Source organism: Amycolatopsis sp. NPDC050768 (genome assembly GCF_040654155.1).
In the GTDB taxonomy this organism is placed as follows: domain Bacteria; phylum Actinomycetota; class Actinomycetes; order Mycobacteriales; family Pseudonocardiaceae; genus Amycolatopsis.
Genome location: NZ_JBFAHL010000009.1, coordinates 15366 through 28628, shown reverse-complemented (window position 1 = coordinate 28628; position 13263 = coordinate 15366). Strand labels below are relative to the sequence as shown.

Annotated in this window: 15 protein-coding genes; 12 read left to right on the top strand and 3 right to left on the bottom strand. The window is 69.0% G+C overall.

Annotation, left to right across the window (positions count from 1 at the left end; all coding sequences use genetic code 11):
* The first annotated feature begins 122 nt into the window (after positions 1 to 122).
* On the top strand, positions 123 to 908 hold the full coding sequence (locus AB0H62_RS25745) for a murein transglycosylase (RefSeq protein WP_255638456.1): 786 nt from the start codon (positions 123 to 125) through the stop codon (positions 906 to 908).
* A gap of 196 nt (positions 909 to 1104) precedes the next feature.
* On the opposite strand, the gene AB0H62_RS25740 is transcribed toward AB0H62_RS25745, so the two are convergent.
* On the bottom strand, positions 1105 to 1305 hold the full coding sequence (locus AB0H62_RS25740) for a hypothetical protein (protein ID WP_220244279.1): 201 nt from the start codon (positions 1303 to 1305) through the stop codon (positions 1105 to 1107).
* 179 nt (positions 1306 to 1484) lie between these two features.
* Positions 1485 to 1886, bottom strand: a complete 402-nt coding sequence (locus AB0H62_RS25735) for a tetratricopeptide repeat protein (protein ID WP_220244278.1) — start codon at positions 1884 to 1886, stop codon at positions 1485 to 1487.
* A 72-nt stretch (positions 1887 to 1958) separates the two neighbouring features.
* Between AB0H62_RS25735 and AB0H62_RS25730 the strand changes: the two genes are divergently transcribed.
* From AB0H62_RS25730 to AB0H62_RS25705, 6 genes are all read left to right on the top strand, one after another.
* Positions 1959 to 2429, top strand: coding sequence for a VOC family protein (locus AB0H62_RS25730; protein ID WP_220244277.1), 471 nt, complete (start codon positions 1959 to 1961; stop codon positions 2427 to 2429).
* A gap of 99 nt (positions 2430 to 2528) precedes the next feature.
* Positions 2529 to 3815 (top strand): phosphopyruvate hydratase, encoded by a 1287-nt coding sequence (gene eno / locus AB0H62_RS25725; protein ID WP_220244276.1) that lies wholly within the window; start codon positions 2529 to 2531, stop codon positions 3813 to 3815.
* A 230-nt stretch (positions 3816 to 4045) separates the two neighbouring features.
* Complete coding sequence (locus AB0H62_RS25720; RefSeq protein ID WP_220244275.1) at positions 4046 to 4408, top strand: septum formation initiator family protein; 363 nt, start codon at positions 4046 to 4048, stop codon at positions 4406 to 4408.
* Positions 4409 to 4529: 121 nt separating this feature from the next.
* A complete protein-coding gene (locus AB0H62_RS25715; RefSeq protein ID WP_360588662.1) occupies positions 4530 to 5021 on the top strand; it encodes a DUF2975 domain-containing protein in 492 nt (163 codons plus the stop codon).
* On the top strand, positions 5021 to 5299 hold the full coding sequence (locus AB0H62_RS25710; protein WP_360588660.1) for a helix-turn-helix transcriptional regulator: 279 nt from the start codon (positions 5021 to 5023) through the stop codon (positions 5297 to 5299). The genes AB0H62_RS25715 and AB0H62_RS25710 overlap by 1 nt, the downstream gene beginning before the upstream one ends.
* Positions 5300 to 5576: 277 nt before the next feature.
* On the top strand, positions 5577 to 6110 hold the full coding sequence (locus AB0H62_RS25705; RefSeq protein ID WP_360588658.1) for a DUF501 domain-containing protein: 534 nt from the start codon (positions 5577 to 5579) through the stop codon (positions 6108 to 6110).
* A gap of 405 nt (positions 6111 to 6515) precedes the next feature.
* On the opposite strand, the gene AB0H62_RS25700 is transcribed toward AB0H62_RS25705, so the two are convergent.
* Positions 6516 to 7124: a hypothetical protein gene (locus AB0H62_RS25700; protein WP_360588656.1), complete on the bottom strand. Its 609-nt coding sequence runs from the start codon at positions 7122 to 7124 to the stop codon at positions 6516 to 6518.
* Positions 7125 to 7457: 333 nt separating this feature from the next.
* Here AB0H62_RS25700 and AB0H62_RS25695 point away from each other — a divergent pair, with 333 nt between their 5' ends.
* From AB0H62_RS25695 to AB0H62_RS25675, 5 genes are all read left to right on the top strand, one after another.
* Positions 7458 to 8522, top strand: a complete 1065-nt coding sequence (locus AB0H62_RS25695; RefSeq protein WP_360589041.1) for a lytic murein transglycosylase — start codon at positions 7458 to 7460, stop codon at positions 8520 to 8522.
* A gap of 24 nt (positions 8523 to 8546) precedes the next feature.
* Positions 8547 to 9500, top strand: coding sequence for a Ppx/GppA phosphatase family protein (locus tag AB0H62_RS25690; RefSeq protein WP_360588654.1), 954 nt, complete (start codon positions 8547 to 8549; stop codon positions 9498 to 9500).
* 166 nt (positions 9501 to 9666) lie between these two features.
* The gene (locus AB0H62_RS25685) at positions 9667 to 11289 is read left to right on the top strand and encodes an ABC transporter substrate-binding protein (protein ID WP_220244269.1); all 1623 of its coding nucleotides are present in this window, start codon (positions 9667 to 9669) and stop codon (positions 11287 to 11289) included.
* Between the two features lie 95 nt (positions 11290 to 11384).
* The gene (locus tag AB0H62_RS25680; protein WP_220244268.1) at positions 11385 to 12311 is read left to right on the top strand and encodes an ABC transporter permease; all 927 of its coding nucleotides are present in this window, start codon (positions 11385 to 11387) and stop codon (positions 12309 to 12311) included.
* Positions 12304 to 13257 carry an ABC transporter permease gene (locus AB0H62_RS25675; RefSeq protein WP_220244267.1) on the top strand — a complete coding sequence of 318 codons (954 nt, stop codon included), beginning with the start codon at positions 12304 to 12306 and terminating at the stop codon, positions 13255 to 13257. The genes AB0H62_RS25680 and AB0H62_RS25675 overlap by 8 nt, the downstream gene beginning before the upstream one ends.
* Positions 13258 to 13263: the final 6 nt, after the last annotated feature.

Sequence of the window (13263 nt, the reverse complement as noted above, 5' to 3'; positions counted from 1 at the left end):
GAACGGCATCGGGGAGTGTTCGATCGGGGCCTGGCCGTGTCCGGCTCGGGACGCCTGGCGCGAGGCGTTTCGTGATCACCCGATGTGGCGTCACGCGAAGGTGGGAGAAGTAACCTGTCCGGGTGGCCGATACCACTCAGACGACGTCTCCGCCTCGTCGCTACGTCAGCCGGATCGCGTTGTCGCTGGGGCTGGTACTCACGGGGATCGTGCTGGTGGTGACGATCGGGGTGCGTAACCCGGCTCCTTCGGCCGCTCCGCCCGTTCCTGCTGCGACGTCGTCGTTCTCGGTGCCACCGCAGCGTCCCCAATCGGGTGCTACGGCTCCGCGCGCCGGTTTGGCCGCCCCGCCCGACCGTCCGACGGAATCGGACCAGGCGGAGCTGGACGCGTGGGCCGCGCGCGTGGCGGGCAAGACTCAGCTGTCCGCTCGGGTTCTCGCCGCGTACGGCCGCGCGGAAATGTGGATGCGCCGTCAGAAACCGGCTTGCCACCTGTCCTGGGCGACCCTCGCCGGCATCGGCCATCTGGCCACGCCTTCGCTGACCGTGTCTTCCTCGGGTGACATGACTCCCGCTGTCGTCGGCGCTTCCGTCGGCGCGGACACCGACTCCGGCGCCCTCGACGGCGACCGCAAAGCCGACCACGAACTCGGCCCGCTCCACTTCACCCCGGCGACGTGGAAGAAGTACGCCGAACGCGCCAACGGCGACGGCAAACCCGCCAACCCCCAGAACATCGACGACGCCGCCTTCACGGCCGCCCGCTACCTCTGCTCCGGTGGCGACGACCTCGGCACTCCCACGGGCTGGTGGCGCGCGATGTTGTTCTACAACGCTTCGGTGGATTACGTGCAGAGCGTGTTCTCCGCCGCGGACTCGTACGCTGCGGCGAGCGTCGCTCCCTGACAGCGGGTCGGGAAGACAGGCCCCCGCCCTCCCGAGGGGGGCGTCCCCGAACCCAGTCTACCGAGGTCAGCGGCCCGGCAACGGGTTTCGCGGAATCTGTGGACAACCTCGCGGGCGAGAGTCACGGTGTGGATAAGTCGGCGAGTTGGCAGGGTGCCGCACTCGCGCCGTGCCAGAGCGGCGCGTCACTGGCGCCTCAGGCGTGGGCGGTGATCCGCGTGCCCTTGAGGGCCTTCGCCGGACGCGGCGCGGCGGGAGTGGCGGGCGAAGCGGCGGCGGCGCGCTGGCGGCGGCCGGCCGGGAACCGCGCGTCCAGCTCGACGATCACCGGCGAGAGCGCCGCCAGCAGCAGGACGGCAAGGCCGGCGTAGACGGCGATGAAGGTGAAGACGTTCATCTCGAGCTCCTCGGGTCGTTCTCCGTGATGACTCAAGATTCGCCCACGAGGAGGGTCCGCCGGATCAGCCGACCGGCCGAGCGGCGGCGCCGAAAGGCCACACCCGCGCAACCGCTGACCGGCCAGAAGACCGAGCCCGACAGCGCCGATCGGGAAAGGCGCGGAGCCCGAACAGCCCGTCAGCGATCCTGCAACGTGATCCGCGCCGTCACTTCCGCGATCGCCTCCAGGTACTCCGGCACGGGGTTCATCGCCGAAGCCATCCGCAGTTGCGCCAGCGCCTCGGCCAACCGGCCGAGGCGCTGGAGGGTCCGCCCGAGGACGAAGCGGGCGTAGTGATCCGTCGGATCCAGCTCGAGGACTCGTGTGAACGCGCGTTCCGCCCGGCGCAGCTGCGCCGAGTGGAAGTACGCGCGGCCCGCGAGGAGCTGGACGCTCGGTTTGTCCGTCTCGTCGAGCAGGGGTTCGAGCGCCTTGAGCGCGTCGAGCGGGCGGTGGCGTTCGACCAGATCCTCGGCCTGGCGGAAGGCGCGGAAACGGTCTTCGCCGGTGGGCTCTGGTGCTGCTGCGGCGTCCGTCATGGTCACTCCGACGATACCGCTCCGGAGGGCCTCGCACGAGGCGGCGGACGGGTCGTGGTGGACTGTCCTGCCATGAGCAGCGGACAGGAACCCGGCTACCTGGGCCTGGCGCCCTACCTCTACTACACCGACGCGACGGCGGCGCTGGAGTGGCTGACCAGGGTCTTCGGCTTCCGGGAGGAAGTGCGGTTCGAGGACGCGTCCGGGGAGGTCTTCCAGGCGACGCTCTGCGCGGGCACCGGAACGGTCCAGCTCGCCGGCGTCGGTTCCGAGTACTGGGCGGCCAAGGGCGTCGAGGGACCGGTCGGGCAGCTCAACATCATCTACGTGACCGACGTCGACGCGCAGTACGAGCGCGTGCGTTCGGCGCTGGGCGAGGACGCCGAGCCGGAGCCGCCGCAGGACCAGCCGTACGGCGCGCGCGTGTTCACGGTGGCGGATCCCGGGGGCAACAGCTGGACGTTCTGGCAGCAGACGTCGGAGATCGTCGAGCTGCCGTCCGGGTGGCGTGAAGTGCGGCCGGAGGGCTCGGAAGCCCACTGACGGGCACTGAGCGGAATGGCCGTGCCTCCAACGGGTGAAAGCCGCGGACGGCTACTCTGGGCGGCGTCACCGCAGGCACGACCCACTGAGGAGCATGGCGTGGCTCTCATCGAGCAGGTAGGCGCGCGCGAGATTCTGGACTCGCGTGGCAACCCGACCGTCGAGGTGGAGGTGGCGCTCGACGACGGCACGCTGGCGCGGGCCGCTGTCCCGTCGGGTGCGTCCACCGGCGAGCACGAAGCAGTCGAGCTGCGTGACGGGGACACCGGTCGCTACAACGGCAAGGGCGTGGAGCGCGCGGTCGCCGCGGTGCTCGACGAGATCGGTCCGGACCTGGTCGGCGTCGACGCCGTGGATCAGCGGATCGTCGACCAGAAGCTCGTGGACCTCGACGGCACGCCCGCGAAGTCGCGCCTGGGCGCCAACGCGATCCTCGGCGTCTCGCTGGCCGTCGCGAAGGCCGCCGCCGAGTCGGCCGAGCTGGAACTCTTCCGCTACCTGGGCGGGCCGAACGCGCACGTGCTGCCCGTGCCGATGCTCAACATCCTCAACGGTGGCGCCCACGCCGACACCGACGTGGACATCCAGGAGTTCATGATCGCGCCGATCGGCGCCGAGTCGTTCCGCGAGGCGCTGCGCTGGGGCACCGAGGTCTACCACGCGCTCAAGGGCGTGCTGAAGGGCCGCGGCCTGTCCACCGGCCTCGGCGACGAGGGCGGCTTCGCGCCGAGCCTCGGCAACAACCGCGAGGCGCTCGACCTGATCCTGCAGGCCATCGAGAAGGCCGGCTACGCGCCGGGCCGCGACGTCGCGCTCGCGCTGGACGTCGCCGCCACCGAGTTCTTCGCCGACGGCGCCTACACGTTCGAGGGCACCAAGCGCAGCGCCGAGCAGATGTCGGCCTACTACGCCGAACTGCTGCGCGACTACCCGCTCGTGTCCATCGAGGACCCGCTGAGCGAGGACGACTGGGACGGCTGGGTCCAGCTGACCGCCGAGGTCGGCGACAAGGTCCAGCTCGTGGGCGACGACCTGTTCGTCACCAACCCGGACCGCCTCGAGGAGGGCATCACCCGCCGCGCCGCCAACGCGCTGCTGGTGAAGGTCAACCAGATCGGAACCCTGTCGGAGACGCTGGACGCGGTGTCGCTGGCCACGTCGTACGGCTACAAGTCGATGATGAGCCACCGTTCCGGCGAGACCGAGGACACGTTCATCGCGGACCTCGCGGTCGCCACGGGCGTCGGCCAGATCAAGACGGGCGCCCCGGCACGCGGCGAGCGGATCGCGAAGTACAACCAGCTCCTGCGCATCGAGGAGACGCTGGCGGACGCCGCGCGTTACGCCGGCGACCTCGCCTTCCCGCGGTTCACCGCGGAGGCCTGAGGGTTTCCATGGCCGACCGGGGGAGGGCGCGCAGCCGCCGCGGAGGCCGAGCCGACGGCGCCGGGTCCACTCGGACGCGGCGCGCCGAGGGAGGCGGGTCCACACGGGCCCGTCGCCCCGCGTCGGCCCGGCGTCGGACGGCGGAGGCTTCGTCAGCGGAGACGACGAGGGCTCGGCTACGCCGTGGCCTCGCGGCGAAACGCGCGTCGGGCGCGGCCAAAGTGCTCGGCATGTCGACCACCCGGCGCGCGGCCGTGGTGGCGATCGTCGTGTGTGCGCTGGCGTTCACCGTCGCGGTGCCGCTGCGGACGTATCTGAGCCAGCGGTCGGAAGTGCGTGACCAGGAGGCGCAGCAAGCCCAGCTGCAGAAGGAAGTCGACGTCCTGCGCGACCGCAAGGCCCAGCTGAGCGACCCGGCGCAGATCGAGGCGGAGGCCCGCCGTCGGCTGCGGTACGTGAAGCCGGGGGAGACGCCGTACATCGTGCAGCTGCCGGAGGACCAGCCTTCCGCGCCGCCTCCCGCGGCCAACCCGGCGGCGGTTCCGCAGGGGTCTTGGTACGAGAAGCTGTGGGACTCGGTTTCCGGTGGGTGACGGTCTGGTTTTGGGTTGAGCGGCGGGGTGCCTTCGGGTACCCCGCCGTTTCTCTTTTGCGGCTTGCCTAGGCTATCGAAAATCGATAGATTCCCATCGTAACTCGATGGGAGGTTGGCCTGTGGGAAAGCTGGCAGTGAACGCGCTGCGCACGGTGCTCGCGGTGGTGCTCACCGGAACCGTGCTGATCCAGGTGCTGATGGTGTGGGTGCTGGTCACCGGGAGTGACCCGGAGGACGGGACGCTGCCGCTCACCGCGTTTCGCCTCCTCGCGATCCTGGGCCTGGTGACGGTGCAGGTCGCCGTGGTCAGCGTGTGGCGGCTGGTGACGATGGTGCGCCGCGGCATCGTGTTCACCCACGCCGCCTTCCGCTACGTCGACACCGTCATCGGCGCGATCGTGGCGGCGGCCCTCGTGTGGTTCGCGGTCACGGCCATCAACGCACCCGGCCAGCGCGACGACCCGGGCGTCACCCTCATCATGGGCGGGATCGGCGTCGCCATCCTGGGCGTCGCGCTCATCGTGCTGGTCCTGCGGATGCTCCTCGCCCGGGCCGTCGCGCGCGACGTCGAGGCGAAGCAGCTGCAGGCCGAGCTCGACGAGGTGATCTGATGCCCATCGCCGTCGACATCGACGTGATGCTGGCCCGGCGGAAGATGTCGGTGGGCGAGCTCGCGGACCGCGTGGGAATCACACCGGCGAACCTGGCGGTGCTGAAGAACGGCCGCGCCAAGGCAGTTCGCTTCGCGACGCTGGCGGCGCTTTGTGAGGTGCTGGAGTGCCAGCCGGGTGACCTGCTGCGGTGGGAGTCGGAGGATGACGCGGAGGACGACGCGGGGGCGGAGGTGTCTCGGGTGGGCGTGAAAACGCCTGGTGTCAGTGGGTTGTGACACGGCGCGGGGATCGCGTGGACGCGCCATAACGCCCGCGATCCCCGCCGCGTCTGGCCTCGCTTGGGCACTTATCGGACGCCGCCGCCGGGACCACAGGCCCCCGCCCTCCCAAGGGGGGCGTCCCCATCCCATTCTACCGGCGGGGGCCGGCGAAAACGGCGGTCGAGGACGTGGGGGGCCGAGTTGTCCACAGGGGAGTCGAGTTGTGGATAAGTCGGGGGTTCAGGCGGAGGTGGCGGAGGGGCCGGGCGTCGGCGGCACTAACCTGGGGGGCGTGAACAGCAGCAACAGCAGCACGGAAACCCCCCGCTTCGAGCCGGTCTCCGATGCAGACCGGGAGATCATCAAGGAGCAGCTCGGGCGGCCGCCGCGTGCGTTGCGGGCCGTGGCGGCGCGGTGTCCGAGCGGGCACCCGTCGGTGGTGCAGACGAGCCCGCGGCTCGAGAACGGCACCCCGTTCCCCACGCTCTACTACTTGACGTGCCCGCGGCTGACGTCGCTGGTCGGCACGCTGGAGGCGTCCGGCGTGATGAAGGAGATGACCGCAAGGCTCGAGACCGACCCGGAGCTCGCCGCGGCGTACCTGCGCACGCACGAGACCTACCTCGCCGAGCGCGACGCCATCGAGTCCCTCGGCACGCAGGTCACCGCCGGCGGCATGCCGGGGCGCGTGAAGTGCCTCCACGTCCACCTCGCCCACACCCTTGCCGCCGGCCCGGGCGTCAACCCCTTCGGCGACGAGACCCTCGCCTGGCTCCACACCCAGGGCTGGCCCTCGGGCGAGTGCGCCGCAGCCGAAGAGGGGTAACGCTTCCGTCTCGTGTGCAGATAGTCCGGACAGGCGGGCAGTTACTGCATCTGTGGGTTCCCGTACGGGTGACCCGCCGCCAAGCTGAGTACGGAATCTTCACACGACGTAGGCAACCATCGGGCTCATCACCGGGTGACCCCGAGGAGGGTTCGGACCATGCGGGCGCCACGCGGACTCGGGCACATCGCCCGGAAGCTCCGCAATGGACCCCACGGCGACGCCCCTCGCGATGAGGCTTCGGCCGAAGTCGAGGCGAGCGATGTGGACGGTCGCGGCCAGAACCTCGGCGAGGAACCCTCCAATGCGGAGACCGCCGACGAGGGCTCGACCGAGCTGGCCGCCAGTGGGGCTCCCGCCGAGGAGATCACGGGCCAGGCCGACAGTTCGACCGAGGAAGCCCAGTCAGAGCTGGGCGCTGGTGAACACGCCGCGATCGCAGACGTGGACGACGAAGAACCGCCGGGCGATGAGGGCCGCGAAGAAGCCGAAGGCGGCAACAACGAGCATGCGGCTGATGGCGAAAACGCGCAGGGCCCGGGGATCGCAGCCAAGGCTGAAGATTTGGCTGGGGACGCTCGGCGCGAATCGGATACACCGGACGACGGAGCCCTCACCGACAACGCCGAAGCCAAACCAGCTCAAGCGACCGAACCTGAGGCGGCAGACGACGCCGAGCCGCAGGGGGCTGGGACCGAAGCCACCGCAGATGCCAGGGCCGACGCGACCGCGGCAGTCGGCGAAGCTGTAGTGCGAGTCGAAGCCGCTGAAGCCGTGCAAGCCGACGAAGGGCAAGGAAGTCAGGCCGCGGCGGGTCAAGGTGGCGCGGCTGAAGTCGAAGCGCGCGGCGAAGCTGCGGCCCAGGGTGAAGGAGTCGGAGCTGCGAGCGCCGCGGAGGGCGAAGCGGCCCAGGCTGAAGCGGGCGAAGTCGACGAAGCTCACGCCGAGGTAGCCGGTGGAACCGAGGTCGTGGCACCCGATGCCGAGGCAGAAGCGCAGGTCGGTGTTGCTCAAACCGCAGCAGGCGAAGTCGGCGAATTGGCCGGAGCGGGTGAAGAAGGCGAAGTCGGAGCCGCTGCCGAGGTCGGCGAAGTGGTCGGAGCAGGTGAAGACGGAGCCGGAGCCGCTGCCGAAGTAAGCGAAGCGGGCGAAGCAGAAGCAGCGGAAGCTGAGGCTGACGCTGACGCTGAAGAAGACCAAGACAGACCCCGCCGCTGGTCAAGGCCCGATCAAGCCCCGCCGAGTCACAGCCCGCGAGCACTGCGGATCGCCACGAGGAAAGCCCGGTACCGCAGCCGAAAGGTCACCGCGAAGCACCGGAACGCGTTCTCCATCGCCGTCGGGATCCTGGCGGTCGTGCCGGCGATCGCCGCAACGCTGGCCATCGGGGCGTGGACGGCCGGTCTGCCGACGACCCACACCAAAGAAGTAGCCCTCGAGCAGGGGTACGACCCCCAGAACCCCCAGGTGGAAAAGGTCGCTGTCGACGGCAGCCTGCCCGACTCCCCCGTCCCGCTGCCGTTGCCTGCCTACGAGTTGCCCACCGGGCCCCTTGGCATCCCGACCACCGCCTTGGCCGCGTATCACAACGCGGCGGACATCCTGGCCCACGAGCAGCCGATCTGCCACATCGACTGGGCGCTGGTCGCCAGCATCGGGCGGATCGAGTCCAACCACGCGCGGGGTGGATACGTCGACGCGGCGGGCACGGCGCTCGAGCCGATCCTCGGCCCGGAGCTCAACGGGACCGGGCCCTTTGCGGCGATCCCGGACACCGATGGCGGCGTGCTGGACCACGACACCGTCTGGGATCGCGCGGTGGGGCCGGCGCAGTTCATCCCCGCGACGTGGCGCGAGTACGCGTCCGACGGGAACGGTGACGGCGCCGCAGACCCCGAGAACCTGTTCGACGCCTCGCTGGCCACGGCGCGCTACCTCTGCTCCGGCGGTCTGGACGTCGCGAACCCGGACCAGCTGCGCACGGCGATCTACCGCTACAACAACTCCGACGTGTACGTGAACACCGTCATCCTGTGGGCCGAGGCCTACCGCAACGGCGTCGCGCCGCTGCCGGACAGCCAGATTCCCGTCGGGGCGCCCAATGCGGGCGTGAACCCGCCGCCGCCGGCTGTGCCGCCGCCACCGGTGTCCAGTACGCCGCCGAGTGGGCCGCCGCAGACGTCGTTGCCGCCGAACGGCCCCAGCAGCAGCACCTCGACCGACACCACTACCACTACCAGCACCACGCCGACCTGCGAATCCAGTACAACGCAGGACAGCACACCGCCGAGCAGCACCACGACGACCACGACCACCACCACGAGCCTCCCGCCGTGCGCCCCGCCGAGCTCCACACAGCCCGACGACAGCAGCGGCTCACCGAGCCCGACGAGCAACGCCCCAGAGTCCTGACCTCGACCCAGTAAGGTCGACGCCATGCCTCGTGTAGCCGCGATCGACTGTGGGACCAACTCCATCCGCCTGCTCGTCGCCGAGCTGACGCCGCGCCACGACGGCACGGTGGACCTGCGCGACCTGCACCGCGAGATGCGCATCGTGCGCCTCGGCCAGGGCGTCGACGCCACCGGGTGCCTGGCGCCGGAAGCGCTGGAGCGGACGCGAAAAGCCCTCGCCGACTACACGATCGCGGCGCGGCGCAAGGGCGTCGAAAAGATAAGGATGGTCGCCACCTCTGCCACCAGGGACGCCAGCAATCGCGACGAGTTCTTCGCCATGACGCGCGAGACGCTCGGCGTCGAGGCCGAAGTGATCAGCGGCGACGAGGAAGCGCGGCTGTCCTTCACCGGCGCGGTCGGGGAGCAGGACCCGGACGACGGTCCCTTCGTGGTCGTCGACGTCGGCGGCGGCTCGACCGAGCTTGTCCTCGGCACGTGGGACGGGCAGCGCGCCGAGGTGCTCGCGGCCAAGTCCGTGGACATCGGCTGCGTCCGCATCACCGAGCGCGACCTCAAGGGTGACCCGCCCACCGACGAAGAAATCGCCCGGGCGAAAACCACCGCCGAGACCATCCTCACCGAGGCCTTCGACGTCGTCGACGTGGCAAAGGCGAAGACCTGGATCGGGGTCGCCGGCACGGTGACCACGTTGTCAGCGGTCGCCCAGGAGCTGCCCGAGTACGACTCCGAGCGCACGCACTTGTCGAAGCTCTCCCACGCCGAGATCGACCGCCTCGCGACGAGCCTGCTGGCGGCCGACCGGGCCACCCGCGCGGCCAACCCCGTGATCCATCCGGGCAGGGTGGACGTGATCGGCGGGGGCGCGGTGATCGTGCAGGTGCTGGCCGAGCAGCTCGCAAAACGCGGTGGTCCGGACCAGCTGATCGTGAGCGAACACGACATCCTCGACGGAATCGCGCTGTCGCTCGCCTGAGCGGAGCAGCGCGGACACGCGCAGTGATCAACAAGACCTTGGTCGTACTCTGCCCGGGTGAGCGACAAGGTTGTCACTCTTTTGCAACCGAGCGATCTGGTTACAAACCGCCAATAGCCCGATAACCTCCATCTCACTTTTCGGGAATACGAGATGGAGGGGAACGATGCGGCGTTCACGCAGGCTCTGGGGAGCCGCCGCGGTGGTGACAACCTTGTCATTGGTCCTGGCCGCGTGTGGTGGTGGCTCCAGCAGTAGCGGGTCGTCCGGCGAGGTGGATCCCAACGGGACCTTCACCGTCTACGGCACCGAGCCGCAGAACACGCTGATCCCCACGAACACCAACGAGCTGGGTGGCTCGAAGGCCGTCGACGCGATGTTCGCCGAGCTGGTCGCGTTCAAGGGTGACAACGCGCAGCCCTACAACCAGATGGCCGAGTCGATCACCACGACCGACTCCAAGGTCTTCGACATCAAGATCAAGCAGGGCTGGAAGTTCCACGACGGCACCGAGGTCAAGGCCAAGAACTTCGTCGACGCCTGGAACTACGGCGCCTACTCGCCCAACGGCCAGATCAACAGCACGTTCTTCGAGAACATCCAGGGCTACGACGACGTCCACCCGGCCGACGACAACGCCAAGCCGACCACGGACAAGATGTCCGGCCTGGTCGTGAAGGGCGACTACGAGTTCCAGGTGACGCTGAAGGCGCCGTTCTCGGTCTTCGCCACCAAGATCGGCTACACGGCCTTCGCGCCGCTGCCCGACGTGTTCTTCAAGGACCCCAAGGCTTTCGCGCAGCACCCGATCGGCAACGGCCCGATGAAGTTCGTCAGCCGCACGCCGAACGTCGACATCAAGCTGACGCGCAACGACGACTACAAGGGCCAGGACAAGGTCAAGTTCAAGGACCTGGACATCAAGATCTACGCGAGCCAGGAAACCGCGTACCAGGACCTGCTGAGCAACAAGCTCGACTTCATCGAGACGCTCCCGCCCTCGGCGCTGGCCGGCAGCAAGTACAAGACCGATCTCAAGGACAACCTGGTCATCGGTCACCTGCTCGGCATCAGCACCATCGCCGTGCCGTACTACGTGCCCGGCTACGACAACCTCGACCTGCGCAAGGCCATCTCCATGGCGATCGACCGCACGCAGATCACCAAGACCGTCATGAACGACACCTACGTGCCGGCCGACGGCTACGTCTCGCAGGGCATCGAGGGCTACCGCCCGGCCGTGTGCGAGTTCTGCAAGTTCGACCCGACCGCGGCCAAGGCGGCGTTCGCGAAGTCCGGCTTCAAGGGCAAGCTCACCATCGCGTCCAACGCCGACGGTGGCCGCAAGGAGCCGCTGGTGGCCGCGTGCAACAGCATCAAGAACGTGCTCGGCGTCGAGTGCGACTTCGTGCCGGCCACGGACTTCGGCCAGTGGCGCAGCATCGTGACGGGCCACAAGCTGACCGGCATGGGCCGTTCGGACTGGTCGGCCGACTACCCGTCGATCGAGGACTTCCTGAACCCGATCTACCGCTCGGGTGCCTCGTCGAACGACTCGGTCTACACCAACCCGGCCGTCGACCAGCTCCTCGAGCAGGCCGACTCCACGCCGGACAAGGACGCCGCGATCAAGATCTACCAGCAGGCCGAGGACGCCATCGCCAAGGACCTGCCCTCGATCCCGGTCTGGGACGAGAAGGGTGTGGCCGCGAAGTCCAAGCACACCAAGACCGTGACGCTCGACTTCCGCCGCCGCGCCGACTACTCGTCGGTCGAGGTCACCAAGTGACGCGCTGAGAAGACGTCCCATCACCAGGGCAGCCGCGGACCGTCTCAAAAGGACGGTTCGCGGCTCGCCCGGCGCGCACTCCTAGGAACTGACGCATGATTCGCTACGTCCTGCGACGCCTGCTCCAGCTGATCCCGGTGTTCTTCGGAACGACCTTCCTGATCTACGTGCTGGTGTGGGCCGTCCCGGGTGATCCCTTCTCGGGCAAGTGCGGTCAGACGGCCTGCCCCCAGGCCTACGTCGACCTGATGACCGAGAAGTTCCACCTGAACGACAACCTGATCCTGCAGTACCTCAAGTACCTCGGCAGCCTGTTCACGGGCGACTGGGGCGAGACCTTCAACGGCACCTCCGTCGGCGAGCTGATCGCCACCTCCTACCCGATCACGCTGCGCCTGGCGCTCGTCGCGGTGCTTATCGAGGCCGTGATCGGCCTGACCGCGGGCGTGCTGACCGGCTTGCGCGGCAAGGGTTTCCTCGACAATCTGGTGCTCGTCTCCACCACGTTCCTCATCTCGCTGCCGGTGTTCGTGACCGCGATCGTGCTACAGCTCGTGCTGGGCACCGAGCTCGGCATCATCGACACGAGCGTGTCGGACAACCCGGGCTTCGGCGAGCTGATCGTGCCCGGCATCGCGCTGGGCAGCCTCTCGATGGCCTACGTCGCGCGGCTCACGAGAACGTCGATCGCGGAGAACCGCCATGCCGACTACATCCGCACGGCCATCGCGAAGGGCCAGCCCAACAGTCGCGTGGTCGGCGTGCACCTGCTGCGCAACTCGGTGATCCCGGTGCTGACGTTCCTCGGCACAGACCTGGGCGCGCTGATGGGCGGCGCGATCGTGACCGAGGGCGTGTTCAACATCAACGGCCTGGGCGGGCTCATCTTCCGCGGCATCCAGAACCGCGAGAGCGCCACCGTCGTGGGTGTCGTGGTGCTGCTCGTGCTCGTGTACCTGCTGATGAGCCTGATCGTGGACCTGCTCTACGCCGTTCTCGACCCGAGGATCCGCTATGACTGACCCCAACCTCGTCGGGGGCACGGCTGTCGACGCGGCGGAGCTGTCGCGCATCGACGACTCCGCGACCGAGGCGAAGAAGCCCCGCAGCCTGTGGGGTGACGCCTGGCGCCAGCTGCGCCGCAAGCCGGCGTTCGTGATCTCCGCGGTGATCATCGTGTTCATCGTGCTCATCGCGGTCGCGCCGGGCCTGTTCGCGCACGGTGACCCCGGGATGGGCGACCTGACGAAGGCCAACCAGGGCCCGTCGTCCGACGCCTGGTTCGGCTACGACAACCAGGGTTACGACGTCTATACCCGCACCATCTACGGCGCTCGCGCGTCGCTGCTGGTCGGCGTGTTCGCGACGATCCTGACGGTCGTCTTCGGCTCGCTGGTCGGCATCCTCGCCGGCTACTACGGCCGCCTGATCGACAGCCTGCTCTCGCGGCTCGGCGACATCTTCGCCGGCCTGCCGTTCGTGCTCGGCGCGATCGTCATTCTCACGACGTTCAACGCGCCCGGCTCCAACCCTGGCGCCGTGACGATCATCGTGCAGGTGGTCTGCTCCATCGCGGTGCTGACCTGGCCGGTCGCCATGCGCATCATGCGCTCGGCGACGCTGGTCGCGAAGCAGCTCGACTACGTGAAGGCCGCTCGTGCGCTCGGCGCCAGCACGCCGCGCATCGTGTTCCGGCACCTGCTGCCCAACACGCTCGCGCCGGTGCTGGTCTACGCCACCATCGCGCTCGGCGCGGCCATCGGCGCCGAGGCGACGCTCGCGTACCTCGGCATCGGCGTGCGGCCGCCGGTGATCTCGTGGGGCGTGATGATCAGCGACTCGCGCGACTACTTCCGGGCCGACCCGCACATGCTCTTGTTCCCCGGTGCGTTCGTCACCATCACCGTGCTCGCGTTCGTGATGCTCGGTGACGGGATCCGCGACGCGCTCGACCCGAAGTCGAGGTAGCGGCCG